We start from the raw sequence: 17,712 nt of genomic DNA on the forward strand, positions 1-17,712 counted from the left end.
AGCTTAGTCCACCCGCTTCGGGCGCGGAATACGCCGCGGCAGCTGTATGCGGGTGATGCGCGATTTACGCAGGCAGCAGCGGTCAGCGGCGGAGCTGATGTCGCTGCTGCGTTGACGGTGCCTTAGCGTCCTTTCGCCAGGTACTGCGCCATCTCATCTTCCGGCACCATACCTCCGCCGGTCGCCCAGACCAGGTGCGTCGCATGCTGCATCTGTTCCGCCGTGAAGCCGTGCATCTGCTGGTACGCCGCGCTGGCGCAGATGCGCTGCGGTCCGGCCATCCCCGCCAGCGCCGACGGTTCCAGGCGAATACTCTCTACCTGCGCCAGCCAGCCCAACATGTCATACATCGTCTGGTCATTGAGGGTGTAGAAGCCATCCAGCAGGCGCTCCATGGCCCGTCCGACGAAACCTGAGGCCCGGCCAACGGCCAGACCGTCGGCGGCGGTCAGGTTATCAATCCCGAGATCCTGGACCGAGATACCATCATGCAGGCCGGTATGGACGCCGAGCAGCATGCACGGGGAGTGCGTGGGTTCGGCGAAGAAACAGCGGACATGGTCGCCGAAGGCCAGCTTCAGCCCAAATGCGACGCCGCCAGGGCCGCCGCCCACGCCGCACGGCAGATACACAAACAGCGGACGATCGGCGTCCACCACCCGTCCCTGGCGGGCAAACTGCGCCTTCAGGCGTTCGCCGGCGACGGCATAGCCGAGGAACAGCGTGCGCGAGTTTTCGTCATCGATAAAGAAACAGTTGGGATCCCCTTCTGCGGCCTTACGTCCCTGTTCGACCGCGACGCCGTAATCCTGTTCGTATTCAACCACCGTCACGCCGTGGCTGCGCAGCTTCGCTTTTTTCCATGCCCGGGCGTCGGCAGACATATGTACGGTGACGTTAAAACCGATACGCGCGCTCATGATACCAATCGACATCCCGAGGTTACCGGTGGAGCCCACCGCGATGCTGTACTGGCTAAAGAAGTGCTTAAATGCCGGCGTCAGCAGCTTACGGTAGTCATCGGCGGGGGTGAGTAAACCCGCGTCCAGCGCCAGTTTTTCGGCGTGGGTCAGGACCTCATAAATACCGCCGCGGGCTTTGATAGAGCCGGAGATGGGCAGATGGCTGTCTTTTTTCAACAGTAAATCGCCGGCGATGGGCTGGGAAAAAGCCTGTTCCAGTCGCGCTTTCATGGCCGGAATCGCAACCAGTTCAGATTCGATAATTCCGCCGTCGGCGGCGGTTTCCGGGAAGGCTTGCGCCAGGTACGGCGCGAAGCGCTCAAGCCGGGCGCGGGCGTCCTGGACATCGTCGCGGGTCAGGCCCACGTAGGGTAAACCTGCGGCTAACGAGGTGGTTGCCGGGTTAAACCAGGTGGTTTCTTTCAGGGCAATCAGATTCTCCAGCAGAGGGTACTGTGCAAGTAAAGTGGTCATGTCAGCGTTTTTCATATTACGTCTCTTTGCGCTCAGATGATGAAAGAAAGCAGGAAGGTGCAGGCCAGTGCAAGCACGGAGGCGATAAATGTGGCCGTAGTATAGTATTTGAACGTCTCATTCAGGCTCGCCCCGCAGTATTGTTTAACCAGCCAGAACAGGGAATCGGTAACGATCGTGCAGCCAATTGCGCCGGAACCAATGGCGATGGCGATGATCTCCGGGCTGACGCCAGGGTACAGCGGCAGCATCGGCGCGACGATAGCGGTCGCCCCCATCATGGCGACGGTCGCCGAACCCACCGCCGCGTGCAGAATCAGCGCCACCAGCCAGGCCAGCAGAATCGGGTGCATATGCATGTTCGACAGAATGACCGCCAGCGAATCGGCCAGGCCGCTGGTTTTTAGGATGGCGTTGAACGCGCCGCCCGCGCCGATAATCAGCAGAATGTTGGCGATCGAGCCGAAGCCCTTTTCGGTATGGGTCAGCAGCGTGGCCATGCCCATATTCTGGCGGATCCCCAGGATGTAGTAAGCCACGAAGACGGCGATGAACATGGCGGTAATGGGGTTACCGATAAACTCCAGCAGCATGTACAGCGTGCCGCCTTTGGCCATATTCAGCTCGGCCACGGTTTTTATCAGCATCAACGCAATTGGCAGCAGGATGGTCAGCAGCGTGGCGCCGAGCGACGGCAGCGTCTCTTCCTTACGGACTTCCAGATTAGCGAACTCGAGAGGAACCGCTTTGAACGGCAGGCGGTTGCCCAGTATTTTCAGGAACAGCGGCCCGCCGACCAGCGAAGCCATCAGGCCGACCAGCAGACCGTAGACAATCACGGTACCTATATCGGCACCCAGTTTATTGGCGACGAACAGCGCGGCCGGATGCGGCGGTACGACGCAATGTACGGCCATTAATGCGGTACACAGAGGAATAGCCAGCTTCAGCAGGGAGGTGTGGGTCTTTTTGGCGATCGAAAAGGCCAGCGGAATCAGCAGCACCACGCCCACTTCGACAAACAGCGTAATCCCGCAAATCAGGCCCACCAGCACCATGATCACATCGACCGATAGCCAGCGGCAGCGCTGGAGGGTCAGGCCAATACGTTCTGCGGCGCCCGAGACCTCCATCATTTTACCGAGGATAGTGCCGAGGCCGATCACCGCCGCCAGGAAGCCGAGGGTTCCGCCGATCCCGTTTTCAATGGCGTTGACCATATCCAGCGGGCTCATGCCCATCATGGCGCCAACGAAGAAGCTGGCTAACAGCAGCGCCAGGAACGGGTGAAGTTTCAGCTTTACGATAGTTAATATAATCAACACGATGCTTATCAATAGCGTGCTCACAACCCAAATCTGAGATTCCATACCCCACCTCGCCTGTGAATAATCTGCGGCTATTGAACAGAAAAACGTCATCGGCTGACAAACGATATAAATCGCCTTTCAGGTGAATTGGATTAAATCAAAATGGTGATTTCGGTCTTAAAATGTCTGTTTTTTGTGTCATGAATCACTTTTTATCATCTTTAAGCCAGCATGAGGCGGCCATTTTCCTTACAATCGACGGGAATAAAATGAGGGGAGCGGACGATGGATGCGCTAAAAGAGATCGGTAACCGGCTGCTGAACGGCTGGCAGCTGTCGAAGCTGTACACCTTTGAGGTCGCCGCGCGGCACGAGTCGTTCGCGCTGGCGGCGCAGGAGCTGTCGCTGACGCCCAGCGCGGTGAGCCACCGCATTAATCAGCTGGAGGAGGAGCTGGGCATTCAGCTATTTGTCCGTTCTCATCGCAAGGTGGAATTAACTCATGAAGGGCGGCGGGTTTTCTGGGCGCTGAAGTCATCGCTGGACAGCCTGAATCAGGAGATACTGGATATCAAAAACCAGGAGCTGTCCGGCACGCTGACCGTTTACTCGCGCCCGTCAATCGCCCAATGCTGGCTGGTACCGGCGTTAGGCGATTTTACCCGTCGTTATCCCGCCATCTCGCTAACCGTATTGACCGGCAACGATAATGTGAACATGCAGCGGGCGGGCATCGATTTGGCAATCTATTTTGACGATCTGCCTTCATCGCAACTGAGCCATCACTTCCTGATGGATGAGGCGATTGTGCCGGTTTGCACCCAGGACTATGCCCGCCAGCATCAGCTGCAGCAGAATCCCGATAACCTGCAGCACTGCACTCTGCTGCATGACCGTCAGGCCTGGAGCAACGACTCCGGTACCGATGAGTGGTTTAGCTGGGCGCAGCATTTCGGGGTGAATTTACCGCAATCATCGGGTATTGGCTTCGATCGTTCCGATTTAGCGGTGATTGCGGCGATGAACCATGTTGGTGTCGCGATGGGGCGTAAACGGCTGGTGCAAAAGCGCCTTGCCAGCGGAGAGCTGATCGCGCCTTTTGGTGAGATGACCCTGAAGTGCCATCAGCATTACTACGTGACGACCCTTGCGGGCCGTCAGTGGCCAAAAATTGATGCCTTTATTCGCTGGCTGCAAGGGCTGGCGCAGTAATGTTTCCGGCGCTGCCCGGATAAGACGTAAGCCGCGATCCGGGCGTTTACACCGTCTGCTGGTGACGGCTAAAGCGTGAGGCCAGCGGCAGCCAGCACAGCAGAATCAGCAATCCCATCAGCATCATCAACAGACCGAGGCTGCTCTGACCGGTCTGCGGCAGCATTGCCGACAGCCAGGCCAGCACGCCGGAACCGATATTCTGCAGGCCGCCCACCAGCGCCCCCGCCGTCCCGGCGAGGAACGGGAAGGGCTCCATTGCCCCGCTGGTCGCCAGCGGGAACAGCATCCCGGCGCCAAAGAAAAACAGCGCCGCGGGCACCAGCAGCGTCCAGATGGTCATGATACCCATCAGCCCCGGGATCCACATCATAATCCCGGCCAGCAGGCAGCAAATCACCGATTGCCACATCAGCGTCGGGAAGCGTTTATGCGGACGCCCGGCAAACCAGGCGCCGAAGAAGGCCGCCGGAATCGGCAGAATAAACAGAATACTGACCGCCATACTGCTTAAGCCCAGCACCGCGCCCATCAGTACGCCGGAACAGGCTTCAAAAACGGCGATGCCGGCAAGACCGCCAATCAGCATCAGCAGGTAGCAGTTGAACGCGGTATTGCCGAAAAGCGTTTTGTAACGGGTGGCCAGCCGGGTACGCGGTGCGCCCTGCGGGCGGGTTTCCGGCATCCAGCGCGCCATGCTGAAGGTCACGCCAGCACACAGTATCAGCAGGAAAGCGTAGCAGGCCCGCCAGCTCCACACGGTATTGAGCACCCCGCCAATCAGCGGCGCCAGCAGAGGGCTGACTAAAATCCCCATGTTTAACAAGCTATTGGCATGTCTGAGCTGTGCGCCTTCGTACAGGTCGCGCGGCAGAGTTCGCGCCATCACCCCGCCTACGCCGGTCCCCATCCCCTGGATGGCGCTGGCGATAATCAGCACCGTCAGGCTATGGGTAGTGATGGCTGCCAGCGTCGCCAGCATAAAAATGGACATCCCGATGAGGATCACCGGGCGTCGGCCCACGCGGTCGGAGAGCGGGCCGTAAAAAAGCTGCGAGACGCCATAGGTCAGCAGATACGCTGCCATCACGCTTTGTACCGCCCCCTCGCGGGCGTTTAACGATACTGCCATATCGGCGATCGCCGGGATATAAATGGTCTGCGCCATCTGGCCAACGGCCACCAGCAGTACCAGCATCAACAACAAAGTGAAGTTTTTATGCCGTTTCATGTCGATGAATACTTTGTGAGTAGAGGTAAAATAAGAATATGTGACTGGCACATGCCGTAAACGATGGAGGAATCTACCATATAAAAATGACAGAACAACCATTTGGCGAGGATTGGTAGGGGGTTTCAGGCAGGTTTTGTAAACGATAATCGGCAACTAATGTTGCCATCCGGCATCAGGACAGACGCAGCAGGATCGCACCCGCCGCGATACCGCAGGCGGCAACGACACGCAGAGCCATGACCTTCTCTTTCAGCAGGATAAAAGCGATGACGGCACCGAATAAAATAGAGGTCTCGCGCAGCGCAGCCACCACTGCCAGCGGCGCCTGGGTCATCGCCCACAGCGCCAGGCCGTAGGAGCCCATCGTCCCCAGGCCGCCGAGCAGCCCTTTTTGCCAGTGCTGACGGAGATAGCGGCTGGCCTGCTGGCGTCGGACGACCATTGCCCAGCTCAGCAAACAGAAGCCGTTCATAAAAAAGGACCACAGCGTGTAGCCCAGCGCGCTTCCAGACAGCCGCACGCCGGTACCATCCACCAGGGTGTAGCCGGCGATAAAACAGGCGTTGATCAGCGCCAGGACGATGCCACGGCGAGAGCTGGTCCGGCCGTTACAGGCCATGGCGAGGATTGCCAGGCAGATCACGCCAATCCCCATCCACGCCAGGACTGATAGCCGGTCGCCGAGGAAAGCGACGCTAATCACCGCCACCAGCAGCGGCGCGGTGCCGCGCATCAGCGGATAGGTCTGGCTCATATCCGAGACCTGATAGGTTTTGGCGACCAGAACGGTGTACACCACCTGCAATGCGCTGGACAGCACCAGATACGGGGCGCTGGCTAATGTGGGCTGTGGGGCGAAGGGCAGCAGCGCCAGCGCGATAAGCGCGGCGGAACCGCTCACCCCAATGGCGGCATACAGCTTATCGCCGCTCGCTTTGACGATTGCATTCCAGCTGGCATGCAGCAGGGCGGCGAACAGCAGAACGCAGAAAACGGTTATCGACATCGCGGGCGCGTACGGTGAGTGGCAGTGTCCTGGAACTGTAACATGGGTATTTTCTGCCAGCCAGTCGCGCTTACAGCGAACAGAACAGACGGTGGGTGACTTTTGGCTCGTCATACACCGGGCGAAAACCGAGCGTTTCATAAAACGGCCAGGCTGCGGGGGGCGCATGGGTGTTGAGAAAATCGAACCACATGCCGGCGTGGGCGATCGCGGTCACCAGCAGCTGTTGCCCGATCCCCTGCCGACGGTAGGCTTCGCTGATATAAAGATGACGGATACGCCCGGCGCGCGGCTGCGGGCTGAAGGGATCAATATTCAGCCCGCATATCCCGACCAGCTGCCCGGCAACAAAGGCGCCGAACAGTTTTTCACCCGGGGCATTGAAGCGGTTTTTCCCGCTTTGCCAGTTCTCGGCCAGGCGACGCAGCATATTGAAATGTTGATCGAGGCTTTCGCGGCGCAGAGCGGGAAAGCCGGGATCGTGCGGGGTGGTCGTGGCAATCAACAGCGGCGGCATGTTTTCTCCGGCAAGTCAGCATAAGGTAAAGAGGCACCGCCTGTAGAGGGGCGGTTTCCCGCCCCTCTCAGGTGCGACTTGAACCTGAATCAGCGCAGCTGTTTCAGGACGGCATCAAGTAGTTGCAACGCGGCAACCATGAGTTTCAGGATAAGAACAATAATATCCATTGCGCCCATACGCGTCTCCTCCGGTAGAGGAGCACGACCCGCTGGCGTACCTTTCCGCTGCCTGTTGCCAGTCGGGGTATACGCCGCCTGCTGGACGCGTTGCCGCGGCCAGAAGACATTAGCGTATTTGTTGACGTAACACAGTGTGCTCTCTCGGGGTTAAGGCACTGACGGCACCACCCGTTTCAGCCAGGACTTCATTGCGCCGGTACAACTTGCGGCCCCGAATGGCACAAAGTGAACGCTTTCAGTATAAACATACACTGTATAAATAAACAGTGTTTTCTGGACAAAATCGCACCCGCGCGCCATACTCTAATTCGGCAAAAACCGTGGTGAAAATTGCGTGAATATCCCTGAGCGCGTATACTTGCAGCGTTGACGTAATACAGTGTACTTGCGGTTACCAGCCGTGAACATGCTGATAAAAACCTCGCTCCGGCGGGGTTTTTCTATTGTTCGCCGCTGGGCTAAAAATTGTGATGCTGCACACAAATCCTCGTGGTTGAAAATAAATCCATTGTGTAATGGCGGCAGCTGTGTTTGTATAAATTCAGTTAATTTTTCGACACAACAGGTCCCTAATGAGCGCTTCCATTCTGACTTCGACCCTACTAAAAACCGCGCCTGCCGCGGTGGTCGTCGTGCGTGTGGTGGTCGTCGTCGGCAATGCGCCGTAGGGTCCGGAACAACACGATTCCAAACCCCGCCGGCGCAAACCGAGCGGGGTTTTTTTTCGACCCTCGCCCGGTAAGTCGGCTCAGAATAAAAGGACTGGAGCATGGCAAGTTCGGGCACAACCGCAGAAAAAATGCGCTTTACCGGCGCGCAGTTAGTTGTTCATTTACTGGAGCGTCAGGGGATCTCGACGGTTACGGGTATCCCGGGCGGCTCTATTCTTCCTGTCTATGATGCCTTAAGCCAAAGCACACAGATTCGCCATGTGCTGGCGCGGCATGAACAGGGAGCGGGCTTTATCGCCCAGGGTATGGCGCGTACCGAGGGGAAACCTGCCGTCTGTATGGCCTGTAGCGGCCCGGGCGCCACCAACCTGATCACCGCCATCGCCGATGCCCGTCTGGACTCGATCCCGCTGGTCTGCATTACCGGCCAGGTTCCCGCCTCGATGATTGGCACCGATGCGTTCCAGGAAGTCGACACCTACGGTATCTCTATCCCCATCACCAAACACAACTACCTGGTCCGCGATATCGCCGAACTGCCGCAGGTCATGAGCGACGCGTTTCGCATCGCCCAGTCCGGGCGCCCGGGTCCGGTGTGGATAGATATTCCTAAGGATGTGCAGACGGCAACCATCGAACTGGATAGGTTGCCGGAGCCCGGTACCCGCACGGCAGCGCCGGCGTTCGACAGCGCCAGCGTCCACGAAGCGGCGGCGATGATTAATGCCGCTCAACGTCCGGTGCTTTATCTGGGCGGCGGGGTGATTAACGCCCCTGAGCAGGTACGTGAACTGGCGGAAAAAGCCAACCTGCCAACCACCATGACCCTGATGGCGCTGGGCATGTTGCCGAAGGCGCATCCGCTGTCGCTGGGGATGCTGGGGATGCACGGCGCGCGCAGTACCAACTATATTCTGCAAGAGTCTGATTTACTGGTTGTTCTCGGCGCACGTTTTGATGACCGGGCGATTGGCAAAACCGAACAGTTCTGCCCGAATGCGAAAATTATTCACGTCGATATCGACCGTTCCGAGCTGGGTAAAATTAAGCAGCCGCACGTGGCGATTCAGGGCGATGTTGCTGAAGTGCTGGCGCAGCTGATCCCGCAAATTGAGTCCCAGCCGCGCAGCGAGTGGCGTCAGCTGGTGGCGGACCTGCAGCGCGAATTCCCGTCTACCATCCCTCAGGAGAGCGATCCGCTCTCGCATTACGGCCTGATCAACGCCGTTGCCGCCTGCGTTGATGATGAAGCGATTATCACCACCGACGTCGGTCAGCACCAGATGTGGACAGCGCAGGCCTATCCGCTGAACCGTCCGCGGCAGTGGCTGACCTCCGGCGGTCTGGGAACGATGGGCTTTGGCCTGCCGGCGGCGGTTGGCGCGGCGCTGGCCAACCCGCAGCGCAAAGTTATCTGCTTCTCCGGCGACGGCAGCCTGATGATGAATATTCAGGAGATGGCCACCGCGGCGGAAAATCAGCTGGATGTAAAAATCATCCTGATGAACAACGAAGCGCTGGGGCTGGTTTATCAGCAGCAGAGCCTGTTTTATCAGCAGGGGGTCTTTGCCGCGACCTATCCAGGGATGATCAACTTTATGCAGATTGCCGCCGGTTTTGGCCTACAAACCTGTGATTTAAATAATGAAGCTGACCCGCAGGCCGCGCTGCAGGCGATGATTGACCGCCCCGGTCCAGCCTTGATTCACGTGCGTATCGATGCGGAAGAAAAAGTGTATCCAATGGTTCCGCCGGGCGCGGCAAACACAGAAATGGTGGGGGAATAAACCATGCAACAGCAGATTCATGACAACGTTATTCTGGAACTTACCGTCCGCAACCACCCGGGGGTAATGACCCACGTTTGCGGCCTGTTCGCCCGCCGTGCGTTCAACGTGGAAGGCATTCTCTGTTTGCCGATTCACAACAGCAGCCACAGCCGCATCTGGCTGCTGGTTAACGACGATCAGCGCCTGGGACAGATGATCAGTCAGATTGAAAAGCTTGAAGATGTGGAGATGGTGGCGCGTAACCAGTCCGATCCGTCAATGTTTAATAAAATTTCCGTCTTCTTTGAGTGAGTTACTCGCTTTCTGAGTCCGGAGTGATGACCTTGACCGAGCCATTCCGGCAGTGCGTGGCATAGTCTGCCGGTAAGGGACGATCGCTGACGAGTACATCAAACGCTGGCAGCGGCGCGATACTGGCGGGCGCGACATCGTCGAACAGCGCGTAGCGCGCGAGCAGGATTTTGCGCAGCCCGCGATCCATCGCTTTGCGTTTGATGGAGAGGTCTTCGGGATTAAACCAGCTGACGCCAAAATGTTCGTGTACGCCGCTGGCGGAGATAAATACTTTACGCGGGTTGAGCGAATCCAGCGCCGACGGGTTGCTGGTATCGTAGAAAGCATCGCTCTTGGCCCGATAGGTGCCGCCGCAGAGGATGGCGGTGGCGTTGGGTTTCTCGTTCAGCGCGATAAACACCCGATGTGAATAGCAAATGCCGGTAAAGGTAATGTCATCGGGGATCATGCTGATGACCAACGGCATTTCGCTGCCGTTATCAAAAAAGACCAGATCGTTTTCACTCACCAGGCCTGCCGCAAGGATGGCAATGGGTAAATCGTCGCGATGATGGGCCTGTTTTGCCGCGAGAGAGGGGCTGGCCGCAGGGGATGAAGGCGTGTTCACCATCACCACATAGCCGCCCAGCAGGGTGAGCGGCAGCGGTTCGTCATTTTCCTGGCTGAGATCCCGCCGAATGGTCATCACAGAGACTTCGAGCATGCGTGCCGCCTCTTTAAGATGGATGCGGTCGGTTTTCTTCAGCAGTTCCATCAGACGACGGATACGTTCTTTTTGCTTGGTCTCCATTCACCCTCTCCGCAATTTAGCTCGCAAATGTTCCTTTAGTAACATTTTCACTCGCAGGGAAACATAGTGCATTCACATTACTATACTGTGGACTACCCGGAATTAAAAGCCTGATAGATCGCGTTTTTATCATTAAAACAACTTTATTTTCAGGTGATTATGGCTGTTTTTTTGATTTTTATTTTTCTTCTCTCTGCGAGTCTATGCGTTTTCGTGGTTGCTAAATAAACAACTTATGATACTACAATCGCGATCATGGTCACAAATGGTACTAAAGTAACATGATAATGTTACTATAATATCATTGTTGTGTGATTGTTTCTGAGAGGTAGTAAAATGGATATCGCGGTTATTGGCTCCAACATGGTGGATCTCATCACCTATACCAACCAGATGCCAAAAGAGGGGGAAACCCTCGAGGCGCCGGCGTTCAAAATTGGTTGCGGTGGCAAGGGGGCAAATCAGGCCGTTGCGGCAGCCAAGCTCAACTCGAAAGTGCTGATGCTGACCAAGGTCGGGGATGACATCTTTGCGGATAACACTATTCGTAACCTCGAATCCTGGGGTATCAATACCACCTATGTTGAAAAAGTCCCCTGCACCAGCAGCGGCGTCGCGCCTATTTTTGTGAACGCTAACTCCAGCAACAGCATCCTGATTATTAAAGGCGCCAATAAATTCCTTTCTCCTGAGGATATCGATCGCGCCGCCGAGGATTTAAAAAAATGCCGGCTGATTGTTTTACAGCTTGAGGTTCAGCTCGAAACCGTTTATCACGCCATTGAATTTGGTAAAAAGCACGGTATTGAAGTCTTATTAAACCCGGCGCCAGCATTACGTGAATTAGATATGTCTTATGCCTGTAAATGTGATTTCTTTGTGCCCAATGAAACTGAGCTGGAAATATTAACCGGTCTGCCTGTTGATACTTACGATAATATTCGTACAGCTGCCCGTAGTCTCGTCGAAAAAGGGCTGAACAATATTATTGTCACTATGGGTGAGAAAGGCGCGCTGTGGATGACCCGCACTCAGGAGGTTCACGTTCCGGCGTTTAAAGTTAGCGCGGTTGATACCAGCGGAGCGGGTGACGCCTTTATCGGTTGTTTCGCTCATTATTATGTCCAGAGCGGAGATGTGGAATTCGCCATGAAAAAAGCCGCCCTCTTTGCCGCATTTAGCGTCACCGGGAAAGGCACGCAGTCATCTTATCCCAGTATTGAGCAGTTTAATGAATATCTGTCGTTAAACGAATAATCACCCTGCACAGTAAAAGGTAGCACTATGAACGATAAAAACATCATTCAGATGCCTGATGGCTATCTGAATAAAACCCCTCTGTTCCAGTTTATTTTGTTATCCTGTTTGTTCCCTTTATGGGGATGCGCTGCGGCGTTAAATGATATTTTAATCACGCAGTTTAAAAGCGTATTTGCACTGAGTAACTTTGCCTCCGCCCTGGTACAAAGTGCATTTTATGGCGGTTATTTCTTAATTGCTATTCCGGCTTCTTTAGTCATTAAGAATACCAGCTATAAAGTCGCGATTCTGACCGGGCTGACGCTCTACATCGTCGGCTGTACGCTCTTTTTCCCGGCTTCGCACATGGCGACCTACACCATGTTCCTGGCGGCGATTTTCGCGATAGCTATCGGCCTGAGCTTTCTGGAAACGGCGGCGAATACCTACAGTTCGATGATCGGCCCGAAAAGCCATGCCACCTTGCGTTTGAACATCAGCCAGACCTTTTATCCGATTGGCGCGGCTGCCGGTATTTTACTGGGCAAATATCTGGTCTTTTCCGACGGTGAAAGTCTGGAAAAACAGATGGCCGGCATGAATGCCGAACAGATCCACAGCTTTAAAGTTCTGATGCTGGAAAACACGCTTGAGCCTTACAAGTACATGATTATGGTACTGGTGGTGGTGATGGTGTTGTTCCTGCTGACGCGCTTCCCGACCTGTAAAGTCGCGCAAACGGCGAACCATAAACGCCCTTCGGCGGCCGATACGCTGCGCTATCTGGCCAGCAATGCGCGTTTTGGTCGCGGGATTGTCGCCCAGTTCCTGTACGTCGGTATGCAGGTGACCGTCTGGTCGTTCACCATTCGTCTCGCCCTGGTGCTGGGGGATATCAACGAACGTGATGCCTCGACGTTTATGGTCTACAGCTTTGCCTGCTTCTTTATCGGCAAGTTTATCGCCAACATATTAATGACCCGCTTCACGCCGGAAAAAGTGTTGATTCTCTACTCGATCATCGGCCCGCTGTTCCTCGCGTATGTGGCCCTGGCCCCGAGCTTTAGCGCGGTATACGTGGCGGTGCTGGTGAGCGTCCTGTTCGGGCCATGCTGGGCCACCATCTATGCCGGTACGCTGGATACGGTAGACAACGAACACACCGAAATGGCCGGCGCGGTGATTGTGATGGCGATTATCGGCGCGGCGGTGGTCCCGGCGATTCAGGGTTTTGTTGCCGATATGTTCCACTCGCTGCAGGTCTCGTTCCTGGTCCCGATGCTGTGCTTTATCTACGTCGGCATTTACTTCTGGCGTGAGCGCAAGGCCCGCCGCGCGCTCACCGAAGCGACAGCCTCCTGAGGAGAATAGTGATGATCACACGACTACCTTTATGGCGTCAGCTCTTTAGCGAACAACCCCGTACGCTGCTGGTGAATGATGACTTTACGGTGACGGCCTTCCGTTATGCCAGTGGCGTAGAAGGGTTGCGGATTGAAAACGCGCGCGGCCATCTGGTGATTTTGCCCTGGCTGGGACAGATGATCTGGGATGCGGAATTTGACGGCCGCGACCTGACCATGCGCAATATGTTCAGTGAACCGAAGCCGGCAACGGAGGTGGTGGCTACCTATGGCTGCTTCGCTTTCCATTCGGGGCTGCTGGCGAATGGCTGCCCGTCGCCGCAGGACACGCATCCGCTGCATGGCGAAATGGCCTGTGCCGCGATGGATGAAGCCTGGCTGGAGCTGGAGGAGGGCTGCCTGTGCGTGGCGGGGCGCTATGAATATGTGATGGGCTTCGGCCATCACTATGAGGCGCGGCCCGCGGTGGTATTGCATAAAGCGAGCGCGCTGTTTGATATTCAGATGGCGGTGACCAACCTTGCCTCCGTCGCCATGCCGCTGCAGTACATGTGCCATATGAACTATGCCTATGTGGCGGGGGCGACCTTCAGTCAGAATATCCCTGACGAAGCGCTCTCGCTGCGCGAATCGGTACCTGCTCACGTGCAGCCGACGGAATCGTGGCTGGCGTTCAATCAGCGCATCCTGCAGGGAGAGGCGTCGGTCGCCACCTTGAACGAGCCGCACTATTACGATCCGGAAATCGTCTTTTTCGCCGATAAGCTGGAACGCTACACAAATAGTCCTGAGTTTCGCATGATGGCGCCTGATGGCACCACGTTCATCACCCGTTTCTCAAGCGCGGAGCTGAATTACGTCACCCGCTGGATCCTGTATAACGGCGATCAGCAGGTTGCCGCCTTTGCGCTGCCTGCCACCTGCCGCCCGGAGGGATTTCTGGCGGCCCAGCGTAACGGTAGCCTGATTTCGCTGGCCCCGCGGCAAACCCGGACCTTCTCGGTGACCACCGGTATCGCCTGAGCGGGATAATATTGCTCAAGGCTTGAACAACAACGCGCTTATCGTTAAGGTAAGCGCGTTTTTTTACCCGCCAGGAAACGCCATGACCACCATTGCCCTTATCGACGATCATCTTATCGTCCGCTCCGGTTTTGCGCAGCTGCTGGGGCTGGAAGCCGACTTTCAGGTCGTCGCTGAATTTGGTTCCGGCCGCGAAGCGCTGGCGGGGCTGCCCGGGCGCGGCGTCCAGGTCTGTATCTGCGACATTTCGATGCCGGATATTTCAGGCCTCGAGCTGTTAAGCCAGCTGCCCACAGGGATGGGGATCATCATGCTCTCGGTTCACGACAGCCCGGCGCTGGTTGAACAGGCGCTCAATGCCGGCGCCCGGGGTTTTCTCTCCAAACGCTGTAGCCCGGATGAACTGATCGCCGCGGTCAGAACGGTGGCGACCGGCGGCTGTTATCTGACCCCGGATATCGCCATGAAGCTGGCGGCGGGGCGTCAGGATCCGCTCACCCGGCGCGAGCGGCAGGTGGCGGAGAAGCTGGCGCAGGGGATGGCGGTGAAAGAGATCGCCGCCGAGCTGGGGCTATCGCCGAAAACCGTGCATGTGCATCGCGCCAATCTGCTGGAAAAGCTGGGCGTCAGCAACGACGTTGAGCTGGCGCGGCGTATGTTCGATAGCTGGCAATGAAAGCGCTGCTCTCCCGGCTGCTTTCGGTGGTCGGCTGCTTGTGTATTTTCTCTGCCGCGTGGTTCTGCCTGTGGAGCATCAGCCTGCACCTGGTGGAACGCGCGGATCTCGCCGTCCTGCTGTTCCCTTTCGGCCTCAGGCTGGGCCTGATGCTGCAATGCCCGCGCGGCTACTGGCCGGTGCTGCTGGGCGCGGAGTGGCTGTTAATCTTCTGGCTGGCGCAGGAAGTGGCGCTGGCGCATCCGGTAATATTGATGATCGGTAGTTTGCTGACCCTGCTGCCGGTGGCGCTGATCTCTCGCTACCGGCAGCAGCGCGACTGGCTTACCCTGCTGCGTCAGGGCGGAGCGCTGATCGCCGCCGCGCTGCTGCAATCTCTGCCGTGGATGGGGGAAGCGAGCGAGGGGGTGAACGCGCTGCTGCTGACCCTGACCGGCGGCCTGACGCTGGCGCCGACCTGCCTGGTTATCTGGCATTATCTTACCAGTACCGTCTGGCGGCCGCTGGGGCCCGCGCTGGTTTCGCAGCCGGTTAACTGGCGCGGCCGGCACCTGATCTGGTACCTGCTGCTGTTTGTCATCAGTCTGTGGCTGCAGCTGGGGCTGCCCGCTGAACTGTCGCGCTTTACCCCGTTCTGTCTGGCCCTGCCGATCATCGCGCTGGCCTGGCATTACGGCTGGCAGGGGGCGCTAATCGCCGCCCTGATGAATGCCATTGCGTTAATCGCCAGCCAGACCTGGCACGATCATCCGGTGGATTTACTGCTCTCATTGCTGGCGCAGAGCCTGACCGGGCTGCTGCTGGGCGCCGGAATTCAGCGCCTGCGCGAACTGAACCTGTCGCTGCAAAGCGAGCTGGCGCGCAACCGTCGCCTGGCGGAGCGGCTGCTGGAAACCGAAGAGAGCGTGCGCCGGGACGTGGCGCGCGAGCTGCATGACGATATCGGCCAGACCATCACCGCCATTCGTACCCAGGCGGGTATTGTGCAGCGGCTGGCGCCGGATAACGGCGGCGTCAAACAGAGCGGCCAGCTGATCGAGCAACTGTCGCTGGGCGTCTACGACTCGGTGCGCCGCCTACTGGGCCGCCTGCGTCCGCGGCAGCTTGACGATCTTACCCTTGAACAGGCGGTGCGTTCGCTGATGCGTGAGATGGAACTGGACGATCGCGGGATGGTCAGCCATCTCGACTGGCGCATCGACGAGTCCGCCTTAAGCGAAAACCAGCGCGTGACCCTGTTCCGCGTCTGTCAGGAAGGGCTGAACAATATCGTCAAACATGCCAGCGCCAGCGCGGTGACGCTGCAGGGCTGGCAGGAGGATCAACGGCTGATGCTGGTGCTTGAGGATGACGGCTGCGGGCTGCCGCCGGGCACCGGGCAGCAGGGCTTTGGCCTGACCGGGATGCGCGAGCGCGTGACGGCTTTGGGCGGCACCTTAACCATCTCCTGTACCCACGGCACCCGCGTTTGCGTTAGCCTGCCGCGACGTTATGTCTGAGGAGCGATGATGCTGAGCTTTCTGAAATCCCCGCCTGATGCCGCGCCGGTTGCCGATAAACAGGCGCTGGATGAGCGTTATCGCTACTGGCGGCGCCATATTCTGCTGACTATCTGGCTGGGCTATGCGTTGTTTTACTTCACGCGCAAAAGCTTCAACGCCGCGGTGCCGGAAATCCTTGCCAACAACGTGCTGACGCGCAGCGATATTGGCCTGCTGGCGACGCTGTTTTACATCACCTACGGGCTATCGAAGTTTTTCTCCGGTATCGTCAGCGACCGCTCCAACGCCCGGTACTTTATGGGGCTCGGTCTGGTTGCCACCGGAGTGGTCAACATTCTGTTTGGCTTCTCCACCTCGTTGTGGGCCTTCGCCCTGCTATGGGCGCTGAACGCCTTTTTCCAGGGCTGGGGCTCGCCGGTGTGTGCCCGCCTGCTGACGACGTGGTATTCACGTACCGAGCGCGGCGGCTGGTGGGCGCTGTGGAATACCGCGCATAACGTCGGCGGGGCGCTGATCCCGATGGTGGTGGGGGCGGCGGCGCTGCACTACGGTTGGCGCGCCGGGATGATGATTGCCGGCACGCTGGCGATTGTCGTCGGGCTGTTTCTCTGCTGGCGGCTGCGCGACCGACCGCAGGCGCTTGGCCTGCCTGCGGTGGGCGACTGGCGACACGATGAGCTGGAGATTGCCCAGCAGCAGGAAGGGGCAGGGCTGACGCGTAAGGAGATCCTCTACAAATACGTGCTCCTGAATCCCTATATCTGGCTGCTGTCGCTGTGCTACGTGCTGGTTTACGTGGTGCGGGCGGCGATTAACGACTGGGGCAATCTCTACATGTCGGAGACGCTGGGCGTCGATCTGGTGACCGCCAACTCGGCGGTCACCATGTTCGAACTGGGCGGGTTTATCGGCGCGCTGGTGGCGGGATGGGGCTCGGATAAGCTGTTTAACGGCAACCGCGGGCCGATGAACCTGATTTTTGCCGCCGGGATTTTGCTCTCGGTCGGCGGTTTGTGGCTGATGCCCTTCGCCAGCTATGTGATGCAGGCGGCCTGCTTCTTTACCATCGGCTTCTTCGTTTTTGGACCGCAGATGTTGATTGGCATGGCGGCGGCGGAGTGTTCCCACAAAGAGGCCGCCGGCGCGGCGACCGGGTTCGTCGGGCTCTTTGCCTATCTCGGGGCCTCGCTGTCCGGCTGGCCGCTGGCGCAGGTGATGGATATCTGGCACTGGAGCGGTTTTTTTGTGGTCATCGCCATTGCCGCCGGGATTTCCGCCCTGCTGCTGCTGCCATTTTTAAACGCCCAGGCGCCGAGAACCGCCAGCGAAGCGTGACCTACCTCTCCTTTTTGCCCCGAGTGGGGCAAAACTAAGACATTTTCCCGGTTCCGTCGGGACGCTGTCTCAGGCCTGTCGCGCCGCTGATTTTTACAATGCCTGCCATTCGCAGGTATAAAAATTAGCCC

At 57.6% G+C, this 17,712-nt stretch carries 16 protein-coding genes and 1 pseudogene; 10 read left to right on the forward strand and 7 right to left on the reverse strand.

Annotated elements, in window-relative coordinates:
• Positions 1–122: 122 nt before the first annotated feature.
• Positions 123–1,451, reverse strand: coding sequence for a D-serine ammonia-lyase (gene dsdA / locus ACI2JR_RS12635; protein WP_462478683.1), 1,329 nt, complete (start codon positions 1,449–1,451; stop codon positions 123–125).
• Positions 1,452–1,468: 17 nt separating this feature from the next.
• The gene (gene dsdX / locus ACI2JR_RS12640; protein ID WP_132729152.1) at positions 1,469–2,806 is read right to left on the reverse strand and encodes a D-serine transporter DsdX; all 1,338 of its coding nucleotides are present in this window, start codon (positions 2,804–2,806) and stop codon (positions 1,469–1,471) included.
• Positions 2,807–3,031: 225 nt separating this feature from the next.
• Between dsdX and dsdC the strand changes: the two genes are divergently transcribed.
• Positions 3,032–3,958 (forward strand): DNA-binding transcriptional regulator DsdC, encoded by a 927-nt coding sequence (gene dsdC, locus ACI2JR_RS12645; protein ID WP_132729154.1) that lies wholly within the window; start codon positions 3,032–3,034, stop codon positions 3,956–3,958.
• A gap of 46 nt (positions 3,959–4,004) precedes the next feature.
• On the opposite strand, the gene emrD is transcribed toward dsdC, so the two are convergent.
• The 4 genes and pseudogenes from emrD to tisB all read right to left on the reverse strand — a co-directional run.
• A complete protein-coding gene (gene emrD / locus ACI2JR_RS12650; protein WP_132729155.1) occupies positions 4,005–5,189 on the reverse strand; it encodes a multidrug efflux MFS transporter EmrD in 1,185 nt (394 codons plus the stop codon).
• A 175-nt stretch (positions 5,190–5,364) separates the two neighbouring features.
• Positions 5,365–6,198 carry an EamA family transporter gene (locus ACI2JR_RS12655; protein WP_462478684.1) on the reverse strand — a complete coding sequence of 278 codons (834 nt, stop codon included), beginning with the start codon at positions 6,196–6,198 and terminating at the stop codon, positions 5,365–5,367.
• Between the two features lie 70 nt (positions 6,199–6,268).
• Positions 6,269–6,715: a GNAT family N-acetyltransferase gene (locus ACI2JR_RS12660; RefSeq protein WP_132729159.1), complete on the reverse strand. Its 447-nt coding sequence runs from the start codon at positions 6,713–6,715 to the stop codon at positions 6,269–6,271.
• Between the two features lie 89 nt (positions 6,716–6,804).
• Positions 6,805–6,882 (reverse strand): annotated as a pseudogene (gene tisB, locus ACI2JR_RS12665) (type I toxin-antitoxin system toxin TisB); the annotation flags it as partial.
• A 587-nt stretch (positions 6,883–7,469) separates the two neighbouring features.
• Between tisB and ivbL the strand changes: the two are divergent.
• The 3 genes from ivbL (at position 7,470) to ilvN (ending at position 9,649) form a co-directional block, all read left to right on the forward strand.
• A complete protein-coding gene (gene ivbL, locus ACI2JR_RS12670) occupies positions 7,470–7,565 on the forward strand; it encodes an ilvB operon leader peptide IvbL (protein ID WP_462478685.1) in 96 nt (31 codons plus the stop codon).
• Positions 7,566–7,666: 101 nt separating this feature from the next.
• Complete coding sequence (gene ilvB, locus ACI2JR_RS12675; RefSeq protein ID WP_132729162.1) at positions 7,667–9,355, forward strand: acetolactate synthase large subunit; 1,689 nt, start codon at positions 7,667–7,669, stop codon at positions 9,353–9,355.
• A 3-nt stretch (positions 9,356–9,358) separates the two neighbouring features.
• The gene (gene ilvN, locus ACI2JR_RS12680) at positions 9,359–9,649 is read left to right on the forward strand and encodes an acetolactate synthase small subunit (protein ID WP_462478686.1); all 291 of its coding nucleotides are present in this window, start codon (positions 9,359–9,361) and stop codon (positions 9,647–9,649) included.
• A gap of 1 nt (position 9,650) precedes the next feature.
• On the opposite strand, the gene ACI2JR_RS12685 is transcribed toward ilvN, so the two are convergent.
• A complete protein-coding gene (locus tag ACI2JR_RS12685) occupies positions 9,651–10,442 on the reverse strand; it encodes a DeoR family transcriptional regulator (RefSeq protein ID WP_132729165.1) in 792 nt (263 codons plus the stop codon).
• Between the two features lie 336 nt (positions 10,443–10,778).
• Here ACI2JR_RS12685 and rbsK point away from each other — a divergent pair, with 336 nt between their 5' ends.
• The 6 genes from rbsK (at position 10,779) to ACI2JR_RS12715 (ending at position 17,581) form a co-directional block, all read left to right on the forward strand.
• A complete protein-coding gene (gene rbsK / locus ACI2JR_RS12690) occupies positions 10,779–11,699 on the forward strand; it encodes a ribokinase (protein ID WP_132729167.1) in 921 nt (306 codons plus the stop codon).
• Positions 11,700–11,726: 27 nt separating this feature from the next.
• Complete coding sequence (gene fucP, locus ACI2JR_RS12695) at positions 11,727–13,043, forward strand: L-fucose:H+ symporter permease (RefSeq protein ID WP_462478687.1); 1,317 nt, start codon at positions 11,727–11,729, stop codon at positions 13,041–13,043.
• An 11-nt stretch (positions 13,044–13,054) separates the two neighbouring features.
• On the forward strand, positions 13,055–14,068 hold the full coding sequence (locus ACI2JR_RS12700; protein WP_462478688.1) for an aldose 1-epimerase family protein: 1,014 nt from the start codon (positions 13,055–13,057) through the stop codon (positions 14,066–14,068).
• Positions 14,069–14,150: 82 nt separating this feature from the next.
• Positions 14,151–14,744, forward strand: coding sequence for a transcriptional regulator UhpA (gene uhpA, locus ACI2JR_RS12705; RefSeq protein ID WP_462478689.1), 594 nt, complete (start codon positions 14,151–14,153; stop codon positions 14,742–14,744).
• Between the two features lie 17 nt (positions 14,745–14,761).
• Entirely contained in the window at positions 14,762–16,243 is a 1,482-nt protein-coding gene (gene uhpB / locus ACI2JR_RS12710; RefSeq protein ID WP_462478719.1) for a signal transduction histidine-protein kinase/phosphatase UhpB, read from the forward strand.
• Positions 16,244–16,252: 9 nt separating this feature from the next.
• On the forward strand, positions 16,253–17,581 hold the full coding sequence (locus ACI2JR_RS12715; protein WP_132729472.1) for an MFS transporter: 1,329 nt from the start codon (positions 16,253–16,255) through the stop codon (positions 17,579–17,581).
• Positions 17,582–17,712 lie beyond the last annotated feature (131 nt).

Source organism: Klebsiella sp. NPDC088457 (genome assembly GCF_044900465.1).
In the GTDB taxonomy this organism is placed as follows: domain Bacteria; phylum Pseudomonadota; class Gammaproteobacteria; order Enterobacterales; family Enterobacteriaceae; genus Klebsiella.

What these genes read in the sequence shown, in the direction of transcription:
- dsdA (WP_462478683.1), bottom strand. Translation starts at nt 1,451, where the DNA reads ATGAAAAACGCTGACATGACCACTTTACTTGCACAGTACCCTCTGCTG.
- dsdX (WP_132729152.1), bottom strand. Translation starts at nt 2,806, where the DNA reads ATGGAATCTCAGATTTGGGTTGTGAGCACGCTATTGATAAGCATCGTG.
- dsdC (WP_132729154.1), top strand. Translation starts at nt 3,032, where the DNA reads ATGGATGCGCTAAAAGAGATCGGTAACCGGCTGCTGAACGGCTGGCAG.
- emrD (WP_132729155.1), bottom strand. Translation starts at nt 5,189, where the DNA reads ATGAAACGGCATAAAAACTTCACTTTGTTGTTGATGCTGGTACTGCTG.
- ACI2JR_RS12655 (WP_462478684.1), bottom strand. Translation starts at nt 6,198, where the DNA reads ATGTCGATAACCGTTTTCTGCGTTCTGCTGTTCGCCGCCCTGCTGCAT.
- ACI2JR_RS12660 (WP_132729159.1), bottom strand. Translation starts at nt 6,715, where the DNA reads ATGCCGCCGCTGTTGATTGCCACGACCACCCCGCACGATCCCGGCTTT.
- ivbL (WP_462478685.1), top strand. Translation starts at nt 7,470, where the DNA reads ATGAGCGCTTCCATTCTGACTTCGACCCTACTAAAAACCGCGCCTGCC.
- ilvB (WP_132729162.1), top strand. Translation starts at nt 7,667, where the DNA reads ATGGCAAGTTCGGGCACAACCGCAGAAAAAATGCGCTTTACCGGCGCG.
- ilvN (WP_462478686.1), top strand. Translation starts at nt 9,359, where the DNA reads ATGCAACAGCAGATTCATGACAACGTTATTCTGGAACTTACCGTCCGC.
- ACI2JR_RS12685 (WP_132729165.1), bottom strand. Translation starts at nt 10,442, where the DNA reads ATGGAGACCAAGCAAAAAGAACGTATCCGTCGTCTGATGGAACTGCTG.
- rbsK (WP_132729167.1), top strand. Translation starts at nt 10,779, where the DNA reads ATGGATATCGCGGTTATTGGCTCCAACATGGTGGATCTCATCACCTAT.
- fucP (WP_462478687.1), top strand. Translation starts at nt 11,727, where the DNA reads ATGAACGATAAAAACATCATTCAGATGCCTGATGGCTATCTGAATAAA.
- ACI2JR_RS12700 (WP_462478688.1), top strand. Translation starts at nt 13,055, where the DNA reads ATGATCACACGACTACCTTTATGGCGTCAGCTCTTTAGCGAACAACCC.
- uhpA (WP_462478689.1), top strand. Translation starts at nt 14,151, where the DNA reads ATGACCACCATTGCCCTTATCGACGATCATCTTATCGTCCGCTCCGGT.
- ACI2JR_RS12715 (WP_132729472.1), top strand. Translation starts at nt 16,253, where the DNA reads ATGCTGAGCTTTCTGAAATCCCCGCCTGATGCCGCGCCGGTTGCCGAT.